The sequence below is a fragment of the Chromobacterium sp. genome (assembly GCF_041912965.1).
Lineage (GTDB): Bacteria > Pseudomonadota > Gammaproteobacteria > Burkholderiales > Chromobacteriaceae > Chromobacterium > Chromobacterium aquaticum.
Window position 1 is genome coordinate 1 of sequence record NZ_JAYSGF010000049.1, and the last position, 20,591, is coordinate 20,591.

The following is a 20,591-nucleotide window of genomic DNA, read 5'->3' on the forward strand; positions in this document are numbered from 1 at the left end:
CCCATCTCGTGCATGAACTTCATGCCGCCCAGGCTGGCGCTGCCCACGGTGGAGCCGTGGTAGCCGTTGTGGCGGCCGATGAAGATTTTCTTGTCCGGCTTGCCCATCACGTCCCAATAACGGCGCACGCAGCGGATCAGCAGCTCGTTGGATTCGGAGCCGGAGTTGGTGTAGATCACGTGGCGGTAGTCGCCGGGCAGCAGGGAGAACAGCCGCTCGGAGAGTTCGTTCACCGCCGGGTGGGTGGTGTGGAAGAACACATTGTAGTAGCTGAGCTGTTGCAGTTGCCGGGCGGCGGCGGCAATCAGTTCCTGCCGGCCGTAGCCCACCTGGGTGCACCACAGGCCGGACATGCCGTCCAGGTAGCGCTTGCCGTCGGTGTCCCACAGATACACGCCCCGGCCCTCGGCCATTACTCGCGGGCCTTCCTGGTTCAGGGCTTTCTGATCTAGAAAGGCGTTGATGTGGTGGGCGGCGTCCAGTTGCTGGTAGTCGCGGGTGCTGCGGTGGGGCGTGGAAGCGGTCATGACGGTCTCCTTGTCGGGGATGGGGCCGGGCCAGGCCCGGCGTTAGGCGTTTGGCTAGTGCCGGGTCAGCGCCTGGTCCAATGGTTCCGGGCGGAACAGCGGTTTGCGCATCACCAGCTTGATCCACAGGACGGCGATCAAGGACACCAGACCGAGCACGATGCCGGCGCTGGCGAAGATGGCGGCGCTCATGTCCGGGCTGGGCGACACGTGGTAGATGGCGATCAACATGCCGACGATGCCCAGGCATTGCGGCAGCGGGTAGAACGGGGTTTTGAAGGGGCGGGCCAGCGTGGGGTAGCGGTGGCGCAGGGCGATCACGTCCAGGTGGCAGATGATGTAGGCCAGCAGCCAGGAGATCGCCGCCGCCAGCAACAGCAGGCCTATGGTGTCGGGGTCGTCGCCCATCAGCAGCACCGGCGCGCCGGTGATCAGCGCGACGAAGAGCACCGCCACCCATGGGGTGCGGTAGCGCTGGCTCAGCTGTTTGAACTGAGGAAAGACCTGGCCGTTGCAGGCCATGCCGTACAGCATGCGCGGCACCGCCGCCAGGGAGCTGTTGAGCGTGCTGCAGGTGGCGGTGAAGGCGATCACCACCACGGTCAGCTTGCCGGCCTGGCCCAGCAGCGCGGTGGCGTATTGCAGGTGTGGCAGCGGCGCGGCGGTCAGGGTGGCGCGCGGCAGGAGGTAGAGCGCGCCCATGCAGTAGAGGGCGATGGTGATGAAGATCACGCTGAGGCCCAACATCATCGCCAGCGGGATATCGCGTTGCGGGCGGCGGCTTTCCTCCACCAGCGGGCAGGTGAATTCCGCGCCGACAAAGCCCCAGATCGCCAGCGCTCCCAGCGTCAGCACGCCGGCACCCAGCGGGTTCCAGTCGCTATTGGCGGCCTGGGCCAGCGCCGGCGGGCCGCCGCCGCTCAGCGCGGTGCTGCCCAGCGCCAGCAGCGCGACGATCATCACCAGGGCCAGCGCCGATTGCAGGCGGGCGAACACATCAATGCCCAGCAGATTGAGCAGGGTGAAGATCAGCAGCACGCCGTAGGCGACGCCGTTGAGGGGAAAGACGCCGGGATAGACCTGGTTGACGATGCGGTCGAGCAGCAGGAGCTCGGCCGACAGCGCGAACATCGCCACCACCACATAGCCGGAAAAGGTGGCCAGGATGGCGGGGAACTGGCCCAGGGCCACCTCGGTGTAGCTGCTGAGGCTGCCGGCGCGGGGAATCATCAGCGCCAGCTCGGAGAAGGATACGGCGTAGCAGAGCGCCAGCAGGAACGCCAGGCTCAGCGGGATCAGAAAGCCGATGCCGGCCATGCCGGCGCCTTGCAGCATCAGCACCATCACGCCTTGGGATACGACGAGGCCGATGGCGACGGCGAGCAGCGGGGCGAGGCCCAGGCTGGCGCGAAAAGGGGCGGGGGCCGGCGGTGGAGCAAGGTGGGCTTGCGGTGTGCGCATGGTGTGTCTCCTACTATCTTATTGTGCCGACTGCGGGACGGCGCTTATTCGTCTTGCCATTGCACCCAGGTGGTTTTGAGGTGGGTGTAGTGGTCGATGGCGTGCAGTGACAGGTCGCGGCCAAAGCCGGACTGTTTGCAGCCGCCAAACGGCAGGCCGGGGTCCAGCGCGTCCACGGTGTTGACCGAGACGGTGCCGGCGCGTAGCCGGCGCGCCACGCGGTGGGCGCGCGACAGGTCCCGGGTCCACACCGAGGCGGCCAAGCCGTAGGGGCTGTCGTTGGCGATGGCCACGGCCTCGGCTTCGCTGTCGAAGGGCATCACCGCCAACACCGGGCCGAAGACTTCCTCGCGCGCCAGCGCCATGTCCGGGCGGACATCGGTGAAGATGGTGGGGCGGATGTAGCAGTCGCCGCCGTCCAGGCTGAAGCGCTCGCCGCCGCACAGCAGGCGGGCGCCTTGGCGGCGGGCTTGGTCGATGTGGGCCATGATGCGCTCCGCCTGGCGGGCGTCGACGATGCAGCCGCTGCGGGTGGCCGGGTCCAGCGGGTTGCCCGGTTGCAGCGCGGCCGCCTCGCGCAGCAGGCGTTCCAGGAAGACGTCTTGAATGGAGCGTTGCAGCAAGAGCCGCGAGTTGGCCGAGCACACCTGGCCCTGATTGAAGAAAACGCCGAAGGCGGCGCGCCGGGCGGCGGCGTCCAGGTCGCAGTCGTCGAACACCAGATTGGGGCTTTTGCCGCCGCACTCCAGCGCCACTCTTTTCATATTGGAGTCCGCCGCGTAGCGCAGAAAGGCTTTGCCCACTTCGCTGGAGCCGGTGAAGCTCAGGCAATCCACGTCCGGGTGCAGGCCCAGCGGCCGCCCCACCTCGTCGCCATAGCCCGGCAAGACGTTGAGCACGCCGTCCGGCAGGCCGGCCTCCTGGGCCAGTTGGGCCAGGCGCAAGGCCGACAGCGGGGATTGCTCGGCCGGCTTCAGGATCACGCTATTGCCGGCCATCAGCGCCGGCGCCAGCTTCCACGCGGCCATGTCCAGCGGGAAATTCCACGGGATCACCGCCGCCGCCACGCCCAGCGGTTCCCGGGTGATCAGGGCCAGCGCGTCGTCGGCGCCGGGGGCAGCCTCGCCGTACAGCTTGTCGGCGGCTTCGGCGTACCAGTCGAACACGCCGGCGGCGCCCGGCACATCGATATGGAGCGCATCGGCAATGGGCTTGCCGATGTCCAGGCAGTCCAGCTGCGCCAGTTCGTCGCCATGCCGGCGGATCAGCACCGCCAGTTTTTGCAGCACGGTCTTGCGCTGGCGCGGGTGACAGCGCGACCAGACGCCGGATTCGAAGCTGGCGCGGGCGGCCCGCGCCGCCCGTTCGACATCGGCCTCGCCGCAGCGGGCGATCTCGGCCAGGGGCCGGCCATGGATGGGGCTGATGTCGGTGAAGGTGCGCTGGTCGGCGGCGGGCACGAAGCGGCCGTTGATGAAGGCGAGGCAAGGCGGGCGCAAATCGGCGGCGCAGCCTTGCCAGTAGGACAGATCCTGCGTGGGCATGGCGATCACTCCTGTTCAGGCTGCGCGACGGGGTGGGGGAAGCGCTCACATCACGGCTGGTCTTGTCGCGCAGGCTGGAGCCATACTAGTCAGTCCCCTTGGCGGCGGACATCACGCGAAAGCGTTAGAGCGGAAGGCGGGACTAACCTGATCGGGGTAGCTGGCATGCAGCTGAATGTGGCGGATCTGGTGTTTCACCAGCAATTGGGGCGTTTGTTGGATGGCGTCGACAACGCGGCCTTTTGGCAAGGGTTGGCAGCGTTTCTACGGGAACGCCTGAGTTTCGATACCTGGGTGGCGGTGCTGTTTCGCCAGGAGGCGCCGCCGTGGGTGCTGGCCGATCACGCGGCCAATTACGCCGCCGACGATTTGTTCGCCGACTACCGGCGCGGCCTGTATCTGCTGGACCCGTTTTACGGTTTTGCGCTGAAGCGCCCGGCCGCCGGCGTGTACCGGCTGGACGAGGTGGCGCCGGACCGTTTCCGGGAGACGGAGTACTTCCGCCGTTACTTTTCGCGCAATGTGGTGGCGGATGAAATCCAGTTTCTGCAAGTGTTGCCGGAGGGCGTGCTGTCTCTGTCGCTGGGCAGCAAACGCCGCTTCAGCGAGCAGGAACTGGGCGTTTGCAATCTGTTCGCCCCCTGGCTATTGCCCTTGTCGCGGCTGGCCGCGCGTATGGACGAAGGGCTGCGCCAGCCGGCGGCTAACGCGGGCAGGCAGAGCCGCCGGCAGCTGGAGGAGGCGCTGCGTGCGCAGGGCTCCTCGCCGTTGACCAAGCGGGAGGTGGAGGTGGCGCTGCTGATACTCGGCGGCCACTCCACCAAGGGCGTGGCGCGAGAGTTGGCTATTTCGCTGGAAACCGCCAAGGTACACCGCCGCCATCTGTACGCCAAGCTGGGCGTGTCCAGTCAGGCGGCCTTGTTCCTGCTGCTGGCGGGGATTCAAGCCTGATGCCGACAGCGGTAAACAGATGCGCTTAGTTAGTGCAGATCGTGCCGGTACATGAAGACTGGCAGCCGCCATTCGCGCCAGATGGCGGCCAGGCGGATGGTGAGGCCGACGGCGAAGCTGGCCAGCACGTTGAGATCATGCGGCACGCCCAGTTTGATCAGGCCCAGGTAGAGCAGGGCCACGGCGAAGGAGACGCTGGCATACAGTTCCTGGCGGAACACTACCGGCACGCGGTTGCACAGCACGTCGCGCAGGATGCCGCCGGCAATGCCGGTGATCATGCCGGCCATCACCACCACCACCGGGTGGTAGCCCATGGATTGGGCCACGCCGCAGCCTATGATGGTGAAGGCGATCAGGCCCAGCGCGTCCAGCACCAGGAACACGCGGCTCAGGCGTTTCATATAGCGGGCCACCAGCACGGCGGCCAGGCCGCCGGCAATCACCAGGCCGACGTATTCCGGGTGCTGGGTCCAGCCTATCGGGTAGCGGCCCAGCACGATGTCGCGCACGGTGCCGCCGCCCAGGGCGGTGAGGAAGGCGATGACGGTAACGCCGAAGATGTCCATATTGCGGCGGCCGGCCGCGAGCGCGCCAGTCATCGCTTCCGCGGTGATGGCGATCAGGTAGATCAGGGTAAGCATGTAGTCGCAGTGGTCAAACAGGCTGGCGCCGAGATGCGCGGCGAAGCCGGGTGGGAAAAGGGGTTGGCAATGGGCGGGCCATGCCAGGTGGCGCACAGCCTGGGCAAGAGTTTCGAACACGGGTTTTCCTTGAGAGCTGGTGCACGATCTGCTGCGCTGCGACGATACGGCGTTGAAAACATCTTCGAAATGCTCATGTACCACTTGTACATTCCGCTTTCTCAGCTGTTTTCGCCTTGTCTCGTCCTTGCTCGCGAGATCGTGAGCACGTTCTGAGCACGGCCGACGGGCCGCGCATGGGCGCGACGCTGCCGGCATTGCCTCTCCCCTTGTCCTTTTACCTGAGAGTTAGATGACGGGCACGGCCTGTGTGCGGGCCTTGCCGGATGTCACTTGCCCCTTCGGTGGGCGGCTAAGGGCCGGTCACGTAATCTGGCGAGCAGGCAGCGAAGCCAAGCGGTTTTGACGCGCTGTCGCTGAAGCGTAGCAGATGATGAACGGGCGCTTAGGGCCTCTCTCCAATCGGCTGATATCCATGGGCTGCGGTACTGTTGCCTGAGCGATTATGGGAGTTTGCGTCTTCGGCGGGGGCGTTAGCCCCTCTCTCCCGCAGCAGATAAGGATATTAGCGTTTGCTGTATTGTTCAGTCAACGACTGTACCGATGGGCGGCAGCAAAAATGTTGCAGTGCGCCATCGGGATGAAAAATGCCCGGACGGCGTTAACCGTCCGGGCATTTGGACGCTTGGCGGTGCTCAGTTGCCCGGTGTTTTGGGTTTGCTGGCGCCGTTGCCGGCGGCGGGTTTGCGTGTGGCCGGGGTTTTGGCGGCGGGCGCTTTGGCGGTTTTGACCGTGGCGGGCTTGCCAGCCGCGGCTTTGCTGACCGCGGGCTTGGCCGCCGGAGCGGGTTTGGCGGCGGTGTCGGTCTTGGCCGTGGGTTTGGCTGGCGCTTTGACGGCTGCCTTGCGTGGCGCGGCGGCTTTCTTGGCGGGCGCGCTGGCCTTGGCAGTGGGGGCCGGAGCGGCCACGGCTGTTGCCACAGGGGGCTCGGCGGGCGGCAGGATGGCCGGCGCCGGGGCGTGGACGTCCAGTTGCAGCATGTGGGCCACTTGGTCCAGCCGTTGTTGTTGTTCCGGGACGATGTCGCCGCTGAGCGCCAGCAGTTCGCGCGCCAGTTGCCAGGCCTGACGGCGCAGGTGTTCTTGCGGCAGCAGCTTGGGCAGGCCGGCCAGCGCGCGGGCTTCGTCCAGCCGCACCAGGAAGACTTGCTTGCGGGCGATGTCTTTCAGCTGCATCAGGGTCATCGGGTATTCATGGCGGATGTCGCGCATGATGCGGCGGATGGCGTTGAACGGGCGCTCGTCTATGATGCCGCGGCCAATCGCCACGTAGATGAGCAGGCGCACGAAGCCATCGGCCAGGGTGCCGCTTTCGTAGGCGGGGTCCAGTACTTGGCGCTTGAGCTGCAGGCGTTCCTGCTTGTCCCAGCTGTCACAGCGGGCGGCGCGGGTTTCGCGCGCGGGCTGGACGCCCACGACGGAGGCGAGCCACGGCGATTCGTACACGGCCTTGAAGCAGTGTTCGGTGGCGGCGTCGCGCAGGTCGCGGTAGTGGTTGAGGCCTTGCTCCATCCAGCCGGACCATTGCTCCTGCAACTGCCACAGCGGGTTGTCCGCGCTCACCGGCTGGCGGTGGGCGCGCACGTATTCGGCAGCGGGCTTGAGCCAGCTTAGCCAGGGGTTGAGCGGGGAGATCAGCGTGCGTTCCAGCCGCGCTGGGTTGAGCTGGCGCAGCAATTGGGCGCTGGCTTCGTTGCTGAGGGTTTGCAGCGCGGGGGAGACGAAGCGGTCGTACACGCCTTGGTTGATTTCGGAGACGCGGCGCACCACTTCGAAGGCGCGCTCGTCTTCGCGGCCGTCGTCCAGCGCGAGGATGTCGGCCACTTCGCGCGCTTCGAAACGGATGATGTAGCGGCCCTGGATGTATTCCTGGCCGGGGGTGTTGGGCGCCACGTCCTCAATGACGGCTTCGTAGAGGCCGGGGGCCAGCACGTCGATCAGGTCCAGCGCGCTGGCGAATTCGCTGTGTTCGCGGTTGGCGATGCCGGCGGAGACGAAGATGCCCAGGTGGCCCACTTTGTTGTGCAGGCAGTAGATGATGGTTTGTTCGTTGTCGCGGATGTCGTCGGCGCTGGCGTACAGGTCCGGTATCCAGTTCAGCGCTTGTTGCGGCGGGGTGATGTTGTCGCCCCAGGAGGCGAACACGATGATGGGGGAGCGGATGTTGCGCATGTCCACGCGGTGCTGGTCGCTGCTGACGATCTTGCCTTCCACCAGGTGGTTGCCCACGAAGAGCTGCTGGGAGATCCATTCCATCTCCTGCTTGTTCAGCAGGTAGTGGCCGCCCCACCAGCGTTCGAAGCCCAGGTAGCGTTCGCGTTCGGTGTCCACCTTGGCGTACAGATTGTAGGGCTTCTTCCACAGGGTGTTGGCCGGGTCCAGTTTTTCGAAGTTGTTGACCAGGTGGGCGCCGTCGAATTTGCCGTTGCCCAGATCGCCGGCCAGCGAGGCGGTCCAGGTGCCGCCCAGCATGCCGCCGGAGTAGCGCATCGGGTTTTTGCCGGCCACGCCGGCCCAGTAGGACAGTGGGGTGCCGGCCAGCAGGATGGGGCCGAACAGTTCCGGCGCGGCGGAGGCGAGCATGGCCAGCGCCCAGCCGCCCTGGCAGTTGCCGATGACGAAGGGCTTGCCGTCGCTGTCCGGGTGCAGTTCGTTGACCTTGCTGAGGAAGACGTATTCGGCGCGGCTGACGCTTTCTATGGTCTGGCTGGGCACCGGTTGCGGGAAGAACATGATGAAGTAGCAGGGGTGGCCCTGCTGCAGCGCGATGCCGATTTCGCTGTCCATCTTGAAGCCGCCGATGCCGGGGCCGTGGCCGGCGCGCGGGTCTATCACCACGAAGGGGCGCAGCGCCGGGTTGGTGGTTGGACAGCCGGCCGGCGGCAGGATGGCGGTGAGCGCGTAGTTGGCCGGGTCCGGCAGGGTGCGGCCGTCCAGGATGATTTTGTAGTCGAACACCAGTACCGGCGGTTTGCCGCTTTGCACGTGCCGCAGGTAGTCGGCGCCGCGGTCATGCTGCACGTCCCAGTAGAGGATGGAACGCTCCCAGGCGTCGCGCCAGTAGCTGGCGACGGGGTTGGAGGAGAGGAGTTTTGACCAGACAGCTGTTTGCGACCACATACGGCACCTCTTTGCTTGGTATGACGGATAGCTGCCTACTCTACCTGGCTTTTGTTGCATTGCAATAGCTAGTGGTCGGAGCTCGGCGCGCGGAGGCGTCTAGCGTCGGTTGTTTGCAACAGGCCTGGCTGTTGGTTGAGGCCAGCCGCTCAGCTTGTGAGCAGGTAGACCGGGTGGTCCGGCGGGATCAGCTCGGTGGTGAGGAAGTCGATGAAGGCGCGCACCGCCGGCAGCAGGCCGCGGCGGGTGGGAAAGGCGGCGTGCAGAATGCCCCAGGGGATGTCGTAGTCCGGCAGCAGCCGCACCAGTTGGCCGGATTGCAGCGCTTCGTGGCAGACCAGCACCGGCAGCGCGGCCACGCCCAGGCCGGCGATGGCGGCGTCGCGCAGCACGACGAGGTCATCGGTCATCAGCCGGGGGCTGTCTATTTGTATGGTGTAGGCATGGCCGGCCTGGTCCAGCAGCGCCCATTGGCCACGGCCGTCCGGGCGGCTCATGGTCAGCGCCGGCCAGCCGGCCATGTCGGCTGGGCTCTTGGGCGCCGGGCGTTCGGCCAGCAGCGCCGGGCTGGCCACCAGCGAGGTCTGGGTGGTGGCCAGCCGCCGCACCACCAGGTTGGCGCTGTCTTCTATCACGTTGCGCACGCGGATGGCGACGTCCACGCCTTCTTCTATCAGGTCCACGCGGCGGTTGCTGGAGTCCAGCTGCACGCGCAGCAGCGGATGACGGGCCATGAAGCGGGGCAGCGCCGGCGCCAGCAGGGTCTTGGACAGCAGTTCCGGGCAGCTGACCTTGATCAGTCCGCGCGGCTCGGCGCTGCTGCGGGCGATGGCTTCATCGGCGGCTTCGGCCTCCTCCAGCATGGCCTGGCAATGCTGGTAGTACTGTTGGCCGATTTCGGTCAAGGACAGCCGGCGGGTGGTTCTTTGCAGCAGGCGCACGCCCAGCCGCTGTTCCAGCTCCGCCACGCGGCGGGACAGCCGGGATTTGGGGATGCCCAGCACCCGGCCGGCGGCCATGAAGCCGCCATGTTCAACCACTTTGGCGAAATACAGCAGATCGTTCAGGTCCTGCATGATTGTCTCACTGATGGAACAATGTTTCCGATTTTCACAGTCTAGTGCGGATTGGTTCGGAAAACTATCATGCAATCACTTTCCCCACCAAGACACGAAGGACCCGATCATGAAACTGTTGCATCTCGATTCCAGCATCCTTGCCGCTAATTCGGTTTCCCGCCAACTGAGCGCCGTTGTCGCCGACACCCTGCGTCAGCGCCACGCCAATGTGGAAACCTCTTACCGTGACCTGGCCAGCCAGCCCATCGCTCACCTGTCCGGCGAGATCATCGGCGCCAACTTCACCGCCGAGGCGGACTGGACCTCTACCCAACGCAGCGAAGCCGCGCTGAGCAATGAGCTGATTGAAGAATTCCTGGCGGCGGATGTGGTGGTGATCGGCGCGCCGATGTACAACTTCTCGATTCCGTCGCAGCTGAAAGCCTGGGTGGACCGCGTGGCCGCCACCGGCCGCACTTTCAAGTACACCGAGAACGGCCCGGTGGGCCTGGCCGGCGGCAAGAAGGTGATCGTGGTGTCCTCGCGCGGCGGCGTGTACAGCACCGAGCAGGGCCGGCTGATGGATTTCCAGGAGGATTACCTGAAGACGGTGATGGGTTTCCTGGGCGTGAACGATGTGGCTTTCGTCCGCGCGGAAGCAGTGAATATGGGCGAGGACAAGCGCGCCACCGCCATTCACGCGGCTAAAGAGGCCATCGCCCAACTGGCGCTGTAATCCTCGGCACCGTCAATGGCGACAGCCGGCTCCCTGTGGGGCCGGCTGTTTTGCATGGGTGGGCGGAGTATGGGGCGCGCTCAGGGCAGCCAGCAGGTGGATGACAGCTTGTCCAGGCCTTGCTGTTCGCGGCGGAATTTCGCCTTGGGTGGGGTGTGGCTGTAGTCGACGGTGAGGATGAAGAGGCCGTCGAAGTCGTTCTTGTCCCATTTGGGCACCTGGCTGCCGCCGTTCTTGCCGGCGTATTGGTTCATGATGTTGGTGGCCATCACTTGCAGCAGCTTGTGTTCCCAGGCGATGAAGACCAGCTTGCCGTGGTGCAGCGGGTCGATCAGTTGCTGTTGCAGGCCGTCTATCGCCGCGGTTTCAAAATTGGTGTTGACCGGCAGGCCCTGGGAGATGGCGGTGGGTTCTATGGTGGCCAGCGGCCGGATGTAGTTGAAGGTGCCGGCCGGGTCGCTGGCTTGGCTGGAGGTGGATGGCGCGTAGATCTGGTCCGGTTTGCCGAAGCGCTGCGGCAGCACCTTGGCCAGGGCCAGCGAGCGGTTGAACCCCTTGCAGTCGAGCTGACCGTAGCCGCCTTCCGGCTTTTCGCCGTGGCGCATCATGACCAGGGTTTGCACTTTGCCGGCGTCGTCGGCGGCATGGGCGGGGAAGGCTGCCAGCAGCGGCAGCAGCAGGGCGAGGCGGTTCAAGGATTTCATCGGGCGCTCCCGTGGTGAGGACAGCGCAGTGTCGCGCGCGTTGGCGTGCGGCGGCAAGCTGGACCTAGGGTCAGGGCTGCATGCGGGCCACGCTGTCGGGACTGAGGTATTTGCCAAGGATTTTGCGCAAGCTGCCGTCCTTGATCATTTGCTGCAACTGGGCTTGCCATTGCTCGGCCTGCTGCTGGCTGAAGTCGCTGTGGGCCAGCACCAGGCCGCCGGCCACGCGTTCCGAGGTGGGGAACAAGTCCACCACTTCCACTTGGCCGGATAGAGCGGGGGAGTTGAGCCAGCGATCGTAGCTGAGCGGGAGGGCGAAAGCGGCGGTGATGATGCGCTGGGACAGCATGGCGTAGAGATCGCGCTCGTCGTTGGCCATCACGACTTTGCCGCGCTTGGCCAGCTGTTCCAGGAAAGCGTCCTGCTCCGGGCTGTGGCGGTAACCGCGGACTAAGCCCCATTTGACGGCCGGGTCGGTCAATAGCTGGTCCAGCGTGCGCGCGTTCACGTGGCTGGACAGCAGAATCATGTTCTTGCTGTAAAAGTAGGGATAGATCCAGGCGTATTTCTGGCGGTCGGCGGTGGGGATGGTGGAGGTGGCCAGGTTCAACTGGCCGTGTTCCACCATTTTCAGCACGCGGATGCGCGGATAGGCTTCTTCCTGCACGATCTTGCAGCCCAGCCGGCGCGCCAGTTCGTGCACCAGGTCGACATCGTAGCCGCGCCCTTCCTCGTAGGCGCCGCCCAACAGGTAGTAGCCCACTTTCAGCCCCGCCGCCGGGCAGGCGGTTTCGCCCTGCGCCGCCGGCGTGGCCAGGATGCCGCCCAGCAGTGCCGCCCACAGACCTTTCATGCCATTCTCCCTTGCCGCGTCTGTTTAGCTATAGCCGGGTTTGGCGGTTTTTGCCGCGCGTGGACGGATGGCGGGCAGCGCTTATTCCAGCATGCCGCGCACGCTGTCTTCGCTGAGGTATTTGCGCAGGATGCGGTGCAGGCTGCCGTCTTCGCGCATTTTGGCCAATTCATCACGCCAGACGCGCATCTGGCGTTCGGTGAAGCCGCGGTGCGATAGGACCAGGCCGTTTTCCAGGCTGCTGTCGCGAAACGGATCCATGACTTTGACTTTGAGCCTGGCGCGCGGTTGACCGTTGAGCCAGTGATCGTAGACCTGGGGCTGGGAGAAGGCGGCGGTAATGGAGCCGCTGCGCAGCATGGCCAGCAGGTCTTCTTCATTGGCGGCGCAGATCAGCTTGTCGCGCTTGGCCATTTGTTGCAGGAAGTGGTCTTGCAGCGGGCTGTTGCGGTAGCCGATGACGGCGCCCCACTTGAGCTTGGGATCGTTCAGCCATTGTTCCGGTGTCTTGCTCTGCACCGCGGGGTTGAGCAGGGTCATGTTGCGGTCGCGGGTGTAGGGCAGCACCCAGGCGTAGCGCAGCCGTTTGTGCAGCGGGATGGTGGAGGTGGCGAGGTTGAGCTTGCCGTGCTGTACCAGCAGCAGCACGCGCAGCCGCGGGTATTCGCGCTCTTCACGGATCTTGCAGTCCAGCCGGCGCGCCAGTTCGTGAACCAGGTCCACGTCGTAGCCCTTGCCGCCTTCATAGGCGGTGGCTGTCGGGTAATAACCCACCTTCAGCCCTTCCGCCGGACAGGCGGGCGCCGCGGCGCCCGCCATGGCCGTGGCGGCGTGCAGGCAGAGGAGGGCGGAGAGGCGCTTGATCATGTCACGGTCCTTGCTGGGCGGGGTGGAAACAAAACAGGCTGCCGGAAGGGCAGCCTGTCGGCGGCGCTGTAAACGCGGTTTACAGCTTGATCAGCGTGCTCTTCAACTCGGTGTATTTTTCCAGCGCATGCAGCGATTTGTCACGGCCGTTGCCGGACTGCTTGAAGCCGCCGAACGGGAAGTTCATGTCTCCGCCTTCATCATAGCAATTCACCCATACCGTGCCGGCGCGCAGGCGGCGCGACACTTGGTGCGCGGTGCTGAGGTTGGAGGTCCAGACCGCGGCGGCCAGGCCGTATTCGGTGTCGTTGGCGATGCGGATGGCTTCTTCAACGTCGTCGAAGGTGATCACCGACAGCACTGGGCCGAAGATTTCCTCGCGGCAGATGGTCAGGTCGGCGCTGGGGCAATCAAACGCGGTGGGTTCGATGAACAGGCCGGTGTCGGTATGGGCCGCTTTGCCGCCGAACAACTTCTTGGCGCCCTCGCTATCGCCCTTGCCGATATAGGACAGCACTTTGTCGTACTGGATGCGGTCCACGATGGCGCCCATATTGGTGGCCGGGTCCAGCGGGTCTTGCGGATAGTAGCGGGTGGCGGCGGCTTCCAGTTCCTGCAGGAAGCGCTGTTTGATGTCGCGATGCACCAGCACGCGGGAGCCGGCGGTGCAGACTTCGCCCATATTGTAGAAGATGCCGCCGGCGGCGGCGCGCGCCGCCTGGGCGAGGTCCGGGCAGTCCGGCAGGATGATGTTGGGCGATTTGCCGCCCAGTTCCAGCCAGACGCGCTTGAGGTTGGACTGAGCCGCGTAGCCGGCGATCAGCTTGCCCACGCCGGTGGAGCCGGTGAAGGCGACGCAGTCCACGTCTATGTGCAGCGCCAGCAGCTTGCCCACGTCGCCGGCGCCGGGCAGCACTTGGAACACGCCGTCGGGAATGCCGGCCTGTTTGGCCAGCGCGGCCAGGCGGATGGCGGTGAGCGGGGATTTTTCCGATGGCTTGATGATGACCGGGTTGCCGGCGGCCAGCGCCGGGCCAAACTTCCAGCTGGCCATCATGATGGGGTAGTTCCACGGCACGATGGCGGCCACCACGCCTATGGCTTCGCGGGTGACCAGGCCCACCACCTTGGGGTCCACCGGCGCCACTTCGCCGCCTATCTTGTCGATGGCCTCGGCGAACCATTCCACGCAGTAGGCGCTGCCGGGCAGGTCCACGCTGAGGGTGTCGCTGATGGGCTTGCCCACGTCCAGGGTTTCCAGCAGGGCCAATTCATCGCCGTGCTCGTGGATCAGCGCGGCGAAGCGCTTGAGGATGCGGCCGCGCTCGCGCGGGGCCAGGCCGGACCAGATGCCGGAGTCGAAGGCGCGACGCGCGGCGCTGACCGCGCGCTCCACGTCGGCTTCGCCGCACCAGGCCACGTCGGCCAGCTTCTCGCCATTGGCGGGGTTGTTGCAGACAAAACTTTTGCCGTCTTGCGCGGCGCAGTACTCGCCGGCGATGAAGGCGCGCCCTTCGATCTTCAGTTGAGCGGCGAATTGCTTCCATTCGGCATGCGTTCTAGCCATTTCTCTCTCCTTTGATGATCTGGCGCCGCCTGGCTGTGGCGGCGCCGGTATCGCTTCACTCGGGTTTGACTACCATGCTGCCTGTCCTGGCGTTTGGAGCGGGGGCATTGGCTAAAGCTCCCCTGCCTGGCCTTATTGTCTGTTCGGGCTATTGCTGCGCCAGCGTTTTAGAACCTGTTTACGATCTGCTGCGCGTCGGCGATACCGCGTTGAAACCAAGCTCAGTGCTCATGTGCCACTTATACATTCCGCTTTTTCGCTCGTTTTCGCCTTGTCTCGCTCTTGCTCGCGAGACTTTGAACAGGTTCTTAGAAAGTCGGCGGCGAACTGGCGCTGACCACTTCACAAATTTCCGCGCCGGCATTGCGAAAACGGTGCGGCAGCCGGCTGTCGAAATAATAAGCATCGCCCGGGCCCAGGACCCGGCTCTCGTTGTTGACCGTGACTTCTATACTGCCCTTGATGATCACGCCGCCTTCCTGGCCGTCGTGCGTCAGCATGTCCGGCCCGGTGTCGGCGCCGGCCTCGTAGACCTCGCGCAGGATGGCGATGTCGCGCTTGTCGTGGGCGGTGCCCACCAGCAGCAGCCGAATCTGCTCATTGCCCAGATTGGGTAATTCGTGAGCCTGGTAGAACACGCGCGCCTGTTCCGGGTCGGAGTCGAAGGTGAAGAAATCCGCCAGCGTCATCGGCAGTCCCTCAAGCACTTTTTTCAGCGAGCTGACCGAGGGGCTGACCCGATTCTGTTCTATCAGCGAGATGGTGCCGTTAGTGACCCCGGCACGTTTGGCCAGTTCCCGTTGCGACAACCCGAAACGGTCCCTGACCATGCGTAATCTTGCGCCAACGTCCATGGATTCCTGCTCCATCAGTATGTTAATAATTTTAGACGCTTTATGATAATTATTTTGCACGGACTCTGCACTACTTGCTGCGACGCAAAATCGAATATCTTTGCATCGTTGGGGGTTTATAGTCAGAATCAGAAACAAGGAGCAAGCATATTGTGAATTTTCTTAAACGCTTGTGCGGCCCCGACAACAACAAATCAGTGAGGAGAGCGACATGCTGATCGGTGTTCCCAAGGAGATCAAGAACCACGAGTATCGTGTTGGCCTGACCCCGTCTGGAGTCCGGGAGTTAGTCGCCAACGCACACAAGGTTTTGGTCCAGACCCAGGCCGGCCTCGCCATCGGTTTCACCGATGAGCAGTATATCCAGGCCGGCGCTTCCATTGCCTCCAGCGCCGAGGAAACCTTCGAACGCAGCGACATGATCGTCAAGGTCAAAGAGCCGCAGCCGGTGGAATGCCGCATGCTGCGCCGTGACCAGATCCTGTTCACCTATCTGCACCTGGCGCCGGATCCGGAGCAGACCAAATTATTGCTGGAATCGGATGCCATTGCCATAGCATACGAAACCGTCACCGACGAGCGCGGCGGCCTGCCATTGCTGGCGCCGATGTCCGAGGTGGCTGGCCGCATGGCGATCCAGGCCGGCGCCCACGCGCTGGAGAAAGCCCAGGGCGGCCGCGGCGTGCTGCTGGGCGGCGTGCCCGGCGTGGCCCCGGCGCGGGTGGTGGTGATAGGCGGCGGAGTGGTGGGGCTGAACGCGGCGCGCATGGCCATGGGCGCCGGCGCCGAGGTCACCATCCTGGACAAATCGCTGCCGCGGCTGAAGGAAATCGACATGGTGTTCGGCGGCCGCATCAAGACGCTGGTGTCCAACTCCGCCAATATCGAAGATTGCCTGCGCGAGGCGGACCTGGTGATCGGCGCGGTGCTGATCCCCGGCGCGGCGGCGCCCAAGCTGGTGACGCGGCCGATGCTGAAGATCATGAAGCCCGGCGCGGTGCTGGTGGATGTGGCGATAGACCAAGGCGGCTGTTTCGAGACCAGCCGGCCCACCACGCACCAAGATCCCATTTACGTGGTGGACGGCATCGTCCACTACTGCGTGGCCAATATGCCCGGCGGCGTGGCGCGCACCTCTACCCAGGCGCTGACCAACGCCACGCTGCCGTACACGCTGGAACTGGCCAACAAGGGCTGGCGCCAGGCGCTGCTGGACAATGCCCATCTGCGCAACGGCCTCAATGTCTGCCGCGGGCGGCTGACTTACCCGGCGGTGGCGCAGGCGCTGGGCCTGCCTTTCATCGATCCAATCGAAGCCGTCAAGACGGCGTCGTAACCCGTTTCAAGGACCAGAAATGTTGCAAGCTATCATCGGCATACCCTGTGACATCAAGATGGTAGGCCTGTTGCCCTTCCACGCGGTGGGTGAAAAATACATCGCCGCGGCGGCCGGCGGCGCCGGCGGCGTGCCGGTCTTGCTGCCGGCGCTAGGCGACAAGACCGCGCTGCGGGAGGTGTTGGAGTTGGTGGACGGCGTGTTGCTGCCCGGTTCGCCGTCCAATGTCGAGCCGCATCATTACGGCGGCGCGCCCAGCCGGGCGGGAACCATGCACGACCCGATGCGCGACGCCACCACGCTGCCGCTGATCCAGCAAGTGCTGGAGCAGGGCATTCCGCTGCTGGGTATCTGCCGCGGTTTTCAGGAAATCAACGTGGCGATGGGCGGCGAGCTGTATCAGCACGTGCAGGAAGAAGAGGGGCGGCGCGACCACCGCGAGCCGGACACCCCCGACCTGGACGCGATGTACGCGCTGTCCCATCCGGTGCGCTTCGCCGAGGACAGCCTGCTGCGGCAATGGACCGGCCAGGAGTCCGCCATGGTCAATTCCCTGCATCAGCAGGGCATCAAGCGGTTGTCGGATCGCCTGATCTGCGAGGCCGTCGCCGACGACGGCCTGGTGGAGGCCTACCGCGTGCGCGACGCCAAGGGCTTCGCCTTCGCCGCGCAATGGCATCCGGAGTGGAAATACTGGGACAACCCGCTGTCCATGGCCATCTTCAAGGCATTTGGCGATGCCTGCCGCCAGCGCCGCGAGCAGCGGCAACGCGGGCCGCAATTAACCGAGACCTTGTGTCACCACTCGGAATAACACACAGAGGAAGAGAACATCATGACCCATCAGATCAATGAATGGCTGCGAGAGCACCGGATCACTGAAGTCGAGTGTATCGTCCCCGACATGACCGGCGTGGCGCGCGGCAAGATCGTGCCCAAGGACAAGTTCGTGTCCGACCCGGAAATGCGTTTGCCCGAAGTTGTGCTGATCCAGACTGTGACCGGGGACTACCCCGACGACAGCATGCTGGACCTGACCGACCCGGACATGGTGCTGGCGCCGGACCCGAACACCCTGCGCTTCGTGCCCTGGGCCGTCGATCCCACCGCGCAATTGATCTACGACTGCCTGCGTGCCGACGGCAGCCCGGTGGACGTGGCGCCGCGCAATGTGCTCAAGCGCGTGATCGGCCTGTTCGACGAGATGGGTCTGGAGCCGGTGCTGGCTCCGGAAATGGAATTCTACCTGCTGTCCCCCAACCCGGACCCGGACATCCCGCTGGCCGCGCCGGTGGGGCGCACCGGCCGCGCCGAGTTCGGCCGCCGCTCGTATTCCATCGACGCGGTCAACGAGTTCGACCCGCTGTTCGAGGACATCTACGACTACTGCCACGCGCAGAATCTGGAAGTGGATACCCTGATTCACGAAGTGGGCACCGCGCAGATGGAAATCAACTTCCTGCACGGCAATCCGCTGGAGCTGGCCGACCAGGTGTTCCTGTTCAAGCGCACCGTGCGCGAGGCGGCGTTCCGCCACAATATGTACGCCACCTTCATGGCCAAGCCGATGGAGAACGAGCCGGGCTCCGCCATGCACATGCACCAGAGCCTGGTGGACAAGAACACCGGCCGCAATGTGTTCACCAATGAGGACGGCAGCCCGTCCGAGCTGTTCTTCCACTACATCGCCGGCCTGCAGAAGTACGTGCCCAAGTCCATGCCGCTGTTCGCGCCCTATGTGAACTCATTCCGCCGTTTGTCGCGCTATACCGCGGCGCCGACCAACGTCGAATGGGGTTACGACAACCGCACCGTGGGCCTGCGCGTGCCGCACTCCTCGCCGGCCGCGCGCCGCATCGAAAACCGGGTGCCGGGCGTGGACGTCAATCCCTATATCGCGATGGCTGCGACGCTGGCCTGCGGCTACCTGGGCATCGTCAACAAGCTGCGGCCCAGCGAGCCGCGCCAGACCGACGCCTACGAGCTGCCTTACCAGTTCCCCAACTCCTCGGAGGAATCGCTGCAGCAGCTGGCTTCCTGCAAGGAAATGGCCGAGGTGTTGGGCGAGCGTTTCGTCAGCATGTATGTGGGCATGAAGGAGAAGGAGTTCTCCGAATATTTCCGCGTGATCAGCCCGTGGGAACGCAAGTTCCTGCTGCTGCACGTGTGAGCGAGGTATGACAACGGGCTGAGTCATCCGTTAGAATCAGCCCGGACAGCCAGGAAAAGCACTGAAAACACGCCAAAGGCGAAGGAGGGGCGGATGCCGTGTCGGTCTGCCCCGTTGGAGAATACTGGAAGGAAGTCCTATGCAGAACCAACAACGCACGACCGAACAATGGCGCCAGCTGGATGCTTCTCACCACCTGCACCCGTTTACCGATACCCAATCGTTGAACCAGCAAGGCGCGCGGGTGATGACTCGCGGCGAGGGCATCTATCTGTGGGATTCGGACGGCAACAAGATCATCGACGGCATGGCCGGCCTGTGGTGCGTAAATATCGGCTATGGCCGCAAGGAGCTGTCCGACGTGGCCAAGCGCCAGATGGACGAGCTGGCCTTCTACAACACCTTCTTCAAGACCACCCATCCGGCGGTGGTTGAGTTGTCCCACCTGCTGGCCCAGGTGACGCCGGCCGGCTACGAGCATGTGTTCTACACCAACTCCGGCTCGGAATCGGTGGACACCATGATACGCATGGTGCGCCATTACTGGGATGTGCAGGGCAAGAAGGACAAGAAGACGCTGATCGGCCGCTGGAACGGCTATCACGGCTCCACCATCGGCGGCTCCAGCCTGGGTGGCATGAAGTATATGCACGAGCAGGGCGACCTGCCGATTCCGGGCATGGCCCATGTCGAACAGCCGTGGTGGTACAAGTACGGCAAGGATTTGAGCCCGGACGAGTTCGGCGTGGTGGCCGCGCGCTGGGTGGAAGAGAAGATCCTGGAAATCGGGCCGGAAAAGGTGGCGGCCTTTGTCGGCGAGCCTATCCAGGGCGCCGGCGGCGTGATCATCCCGCCGGCCACCTACTGGCCGGAAGTGGAACGCATCTGTCGTAAATACGATGTGCTGCTGGTGGCCGACGAAGTGATCTGCGGCTTTGGTCGCACCGGCGAATGGTTCGGCTTCGAGCACTTCGGCTTCCGTCCCGACATCTTCACCACGGCCAAGGGCTTGTCCTCCGGCTATCTGCCCATCGGCGCGGTCTTCGTCGGCGAGCGCGTGGCCCAGGGTCTGATCGCTGGCGGCGATTTCAACCACGGCTTCACCTACTCCGGCCACCCGGTGGCCAGCGCGGTGGCGCGCGCCAACGTGGAACTGTTGCGCGACGAAGGCATCATCGACCGCGTCAAGTACGAAACCGGCCCCTATATGCAGCAGCGCTGGCGCGAAACCTTCAGCCAGTTCGAGCATGTGGACGATGTGCGCGGCGTCGGCCTGATCCAGGCGTTCACCCTGGTCAAGGACAAGAGCAAGCGCGAGCTGTTCCCGAATTTTGGCGACGTAGGCCTGATGTGCCGCGACATCTTCTTCCGCAACAATCTGATCATGCGCGCCTGCGGCGACCATATCGTGGCCTCGCCGCCGCTGGTGATCACCAAGGCGGAGATCGATGAAATGCTGGGCGTGGCCGCGCGCTGCATGGAGACGTTCGAGCGCAAGTTGAAGGACAGCGGCCTGGCCTGAGCCGGGAGAGCGCGAGACAGTACGCCAAACCGGGGCAAACCGCCCCGGTTTTTTTGCGCGTGGGCAGCGCCGGCCCTGCTCCAGGAGCCTGTTTGAAGGCTCGCCTTAGCTCGCGAGATCGTGAACACGTTCTAAGCCTTGCGGGATCAGTGCCGGTAGGTGCGTAGCCGGACACTGCCCTCGGGCGTGAAGCTCGCGTCCAGCATGAGCTCACCATGCTGCTTCAGACGGCAGCGCAGCCGGTAGCGCAACACCATTTGCCCATGCTCGCCGCCAAATGACACTTCAACCGCGCTCAGCCTGGGTTCGTAGCGCAGCAGCGTCTGCTCGATGCTGCGCATCAACTGGTGGGCGCTGGCGGGTAAGTGCCGGTAGATATGGCCCAGATCCGGCAGGCCATAATCGGGCAAATGCTTGAGCGATCCCGCGCGCGCGTTCAGGATGCGCTGGATGCTATCGACCACGCTGCGCGCGAGCTGCTGCTCAGGGGGCAGCGGTTCCAGTGGCGAGCCATCGGCAAACTGCCCGGTCAGCATTTCATACAAGGCGAGGCCCATA

General features: G+C 64.5%; 18 protein-coding genes and 2 riboswitches. Of the genes, 6 read left to right on the forward strand and 12 right to left on the reverse strand.

Going from position 1 to position 20,591, the window contains the following annotated elements; all coding sequences use genetic code 11:
- The 3 genes from ACE3QM_RS20000 to ACE3QM_RS20010 all read right to left on the reverse strand — a co-directional run.
- A partial coding sequence (locus ACE3QM_RS20000) for an aminotransferase class III-fold pyridoxal phosphate-dependent enzyme (RefSeq protein ID WP_374424345.1) occupies window positions 1-527 on the reverse strand: 527 nt, incomplete at its 3' end.
- A 54-nt stretch (window positions 528-581) separates the two neighbouring features.
- Window positions 582-1,988, reverse strand: coding sequence for an APC family permease (locus ACE3QM_RS20005; RefSeq protein ID WP_374424347.1), 1,407 nt, complete (start codon window positions 1,986-1,988; stop codon window positions 582-584).
- Between the two features lie 44 nt (window positions 1,989-2,032).
- Window positions 2,033-3,532 (reverse strand): aldehyde dehydrogenase, encoded by a 1,500-nt coding sequence (locus tag ACE3QM_RS20010; protein ID WP_374424349.1) that lies wholly within the window; start codon window positions 3,530-3,532, stop codon window positions 2,033-2,035.
- Window positions 3,533-3,697: 165 nt separating this feature from the next.
- Between ACE3QM_RS20010 and ACE3QM_RS20015 the strand changes: the two genes are divergently transcribed.
- Window positions 3,698-4,483 (forward strand): LuxR C-terminal-related transcriptional regulator, encoded by a 786-nt coding sequence (locus ACE3QM_RS20015; RefSeq protein WP_374424351.1) that lies wholly within the window; start codon window positions 3,698-3,700, stop codon window positions 4,481-4,483.
- A gap of 29 nt (window positions 4,484-4,512) precedes the next feature.
- On the opposite strand, the gene ACE3QM_RS20020 is transcribed toward ACE3QM_RS20015, so the two are convergent.
- The 3 genes from ACE3QM_RS20020 to ACE3QM_RS20030 all read right to left on the reverse strand — a co-directional run bounded on the left by ACE3QM_RS20020 (window position 4,513) and on the right by ACE3QM_RS20030 (window position 9,442).
- A complete protein-coding gene (locus ACE3QM_RS20020) occupies window positions 4,513-5,247 on the reverse strand; it encodes a trimeric intracellular cation channel family protein (RefSeq protein WP_231462594.1) in 735 nt (244 codons plus the stop codon).
- A 199-nt stretch (window positions 5,248-5,446) separates the two neighbouring features.
- A riboswitch (glycine riboswitch) is annotated at window positions 5,447-5,659 on the reverse strand.
- Between the two features lies 1 nt (window position 5,660).
- Window positions 5,661-5,747, reverse strand: a riboswitch (glycine riboswitch).
- Window positions 5,748-5,882: 135 nt separating this feature from the next.
- Window positions 5,883-8,366, reverse strand: a complete 2,484-nt coding sequence (locus tag ACE3QM_RS20025) for a DUF3141 domain-containing protein (protein ID WP_374424354.1) — start codon at window positions 8,364-8,366, stop codon at window positions 5,883-5,885.
- 149 nt (window positions 8,367-8,515) lie between these two features.
- Window positions 8,516-9,442, reverse strand: coding sequence for a LysR substrate-binding domain-containing protein (locus tag ACE3QM_RS20030; protein WP_048411967.1), 927 nt, complete (start codon window positions 9,440-9,442; stop codon window positions 8,516-8,518).
- A gap of 109 nt (window positions 9,443-9,551) precedes the next feature.
- Between ACE3QM_RS20030 and ACE3QM_RS20035 the strand changes: the two genes are divergently transcribed.
- A complete protein-coding gene (locus ACE3QM_RS20035; protein WP_374424357.1) occupies window positions 9,552-10,160 on the forward strand; it encodes an FMN-dependent NADH-azoreductase in 609 nt (202 codons plus the stop codon).
- An 80-nt stretch (window positions 10,161-10,240) separates the two neighbouring features.
- Here the strand turns inward: ACE3QM_RS20035 and ACE3QM_RS20040 are convergent, their stop codons facing one another.
- The 5 genes from ACE3QM_RS20040 to ACE3QM_RS20060 all read right to left on the reverse strand — a co-directional run bounded on the left by ACE3QM_RS20040 (window position 10,241) and on the right by ACE3QM_RS20060 (window position 15,005).
- Entirely contained in the window at window positions 10,241-10,864 is a 624-nt protein-coding gene (locus tag ACE3QM_RS20040; protein ID WP_374424359.1) for a hypothetical protein, read from the reverse strand.
- 70 nt (window positions 10,865-10,934) lie between these two features.
- Complete coding sequence (locus tag ACE3QM_RS20045; RefSeq protein ID WP_374424361.1) at window positions 10,935-11,717, reverse strand: substrate-binding periplasmic protein; 783 nt, start codon at window positions 11,715-11,717, stop codon at window positions 10,935-10,937.
- 81 nt (window positions 11,718-11,798) lie between these two features.
- The gene (locus ACE3QM_RS20050; protein WP_374424363.1) at window positions 11,799-12,584 is read right to left on the reverse strand and encodes a substrate-binding periplasmic protein; all 786 of its coding nucleotides are present in this window, start codon (window positions 12,582-12,584) and stop codon (window positions 11,799-11,801) included.
- Between the two features lie 79 nt (window positions 12,585-12,663).
- Window positions 12,664-14,151 carry an aldehyde dehydrogenase gene (locus tag ACE3QM_RS20055; protein ID WP_374424365.1) on the reverse strand — a complete coding sequence of 496 codons (1,488 nt, stop codon included), beginning with the start codon at window positions 14,149-14,151 and terminating at the stop codon, window positions 12,664-12,666.
- A 308-nt stretch (window positions 14,152-14,459) separates the two neighbouring features.
- The gene (locus ACE3QM_RS20060) at window positions 14,460-15,005 is read right to left on the reverse strand and encodes a cupin domain-containing protein (protein WP_048411999.1); all 546 of its coding nucleotides are present in this window, start codon (window positions 15,003-15,005) and stop codon (window positions 14,460-14,462) included.
- 211 nt (window positions 15,006-15,216) lie between these two features.
- On the opposite strand from ACE3QM_RS20060, the gene ald reads away from it, so the two are divergent.
- From ald to ACE3QM_RS20080, 4 genes are all read left to right on the forward strand, one after another.
- On the forward strand, window positions 15,217-16,341 hold the full coding sequence (gene ald, locus ACE3QM_RS20065; RefSeq protein ID WP_048411973.1) for an alanine dehydrogenase: 1,125 nt from the start codon (window positions 15,217-15,219) through the stop codon (window positions 16,339-16,341).
- Window positions 16,342-16,360: 19 nt separating this feature from the next.
- Window positions 16,361-17,155 carry a gamma-glutamyl-gamma-aminobutyrate hydrolase family protein gene (locus tag ACE3QM_RS20070; RefSeq protein WP_231462605.1) on the forward strand — a complete coding sequence of 265 codons (795 nt, stop codon included), beginning with the start codon at window positions 16,361-16,363 and terminating at the stop codon, window positions 17,153-17,155.
- A gap of 21 nt (window positions 17,156-17,176) precedes the next feature.
- Window positions 17,177-18,511 carry a glutamine synthetase family protein gene (locus ACE3QM_RS20075; protein ID WP_231462606.1) on the forward strand — a complete coding sequence of 445 codons (1,335 nt, stop codon included), beginning with the start codon at window positions 17,177-17,179 and terminating at the stop codon, window positions 18,509-18,511.
- Window positions 18,512-18,650: 139 nt separating this feature from the next.
- Entirely contained in the window at window positions 18,651-20,033 is a 1,383-nt protein-coding gene (locus ACE3QM_RS20080; RefSeq protein ID WP_374424368.1) for an aspartate aminotransferase family protein, read from the forward strand.
- Between the two features lie 146 nt (window positions 20,034-20,179).
- Here ACE3QM_RS20080 and tssE read toward each other — a convergent pair whose 3' ends face one another.
- Window positions 20,180-20,590: a type VI secretion system baseplate subunit TssE gene (gene tssE, locus ACE3QM_RS20085; RefSeq protein WP_231462608.1), complete on the reverse strand. Its 411-nt coding sequence runs from the start codon at window positions 20,588-20,590 to the stop codon at window positions 20,180-20,182.
- Between the last annotated feature and the right edge of the window lies 1 nt (window position 20,591).

Excerpts from the sequence above, each read along its gene's own strand:
- ACE3QM_RS20080 (WP_374424368.1), top strand. The coding sequence starts at position 18,651 with ATGCAGAACCAACAACGCACGACCGAACAATGGCGCCAGCTGGATGCT.
- ACE3QM_RS20060 (WP_048411999.1), bottom strand. The coding sequence starts at position 15,005 with ATGGACGTTGGCGCAAGATTACGCATGGTCAGGGACCGTTTCGGGTTG.
- ACE3QM_RS20035 (WP_374424357.1), top strand. The coding sequence starts at position 9,552 with ATGAAACTGTTGCATCTCGATTCCAGCATCCTTGCCGCTAATTCGGTT.
- tssE (WP_231462608.1), bottom strand. The coding sequence starts at position 20,590 with ATGGGCCTCGCCTTGTATGAAATGCTGACCGGGCAGTTTGCCGATGGC.
- ACE3QM_RS20050 (WP_374424363.1), bottom strand. The coding sequence starts at position 12,584 with ATGATCAAGCGCCTCTCCGCCCTCCTCTGCCTGCACGCCGCCACGGCC.
- ACE3QM_RS20025 (WP_374424354.1), bottom strand. The coding sequence starts at position 8,366 with ATGTGGTCGCAAACAGCTGTCTGGTCAAAACTCCTCTCCTCCAACCCC.
- ACE3QM_RS20005 (WP_374424347.1), bottom strand. The coding sequence starts at position 1,988 with ATGCGCACACCGCAAGCCCACCTTGCTCCACCGCCGGCCCCCGCCCCT.
- ACE3QM_RS20030 (WP_048411967.1), bottom strand. The coding sequence starts at position 9,442 with ATGCAGGACCTGAACGATCTGCTGTATTTCGCCAAAGTGGTTGAACAT.
- ACE3QM_RS20010 (WP_374424349.1), bottom strand. The coding sequence starts at position 3,532 with ATGCCCACGCAGGATCTGTCCTACTGGCAAGGCTGCGCCGCCGATTTG.
- ACE3QM_RS20045 (WP_374424361.1), bottom strand. The coding sequence starts at position 11,717 with ATGAAAGGTCTGTGGGCGGCACTGCTGGGCGGCATCCTGGCCACGCCG.
- ald (WP_048411973.1), top strand. The coding sequence starts at position 15,217 with ATGCTGATCGGTGTTCCCAAGGAGATCAAGAACCACGAGTATCGTGTT.
- ACE3QM_RS20055 (WP_374424365.1), bottom strand. The coding sequence starts at position 14,151 with ATGGCTAGAACGCATGCCGAATGGAAGCAATTCGCCGCTCAACTGAAG.
- ACE3QM_RS20040 (WP_374424359.1), bottom strand. The coding sequence starts at position 10,864 with ATGAAATCCTTGAACCGCCTCGCCCTGCTGCTGCCGCTGCTGGCAGCC.
- ACE3QM_RS20015 (WP_374424351.1), top strand. The coding sequence starts at position 3,698 with ATGCAGCTGAATGTGGCGGATCTGGTGTTTCACCAGCAATTGGGGCGT.
- ACE3QM_RS20070 (WP_231462605.1), top strand. The coding sequence starts at position 16,361 with ATGTTGCAAGCTATCATCGGCATACCCTGTGACATCAAGATGGTAGGC.
- ACE3QM_RS20075 (WP_231462606.1), top strand. The coding sequence starts at position 17,177 with ATGACCCATCAGATCAATGAATGGCTGCGAGAGCACCGGATCACTGAA.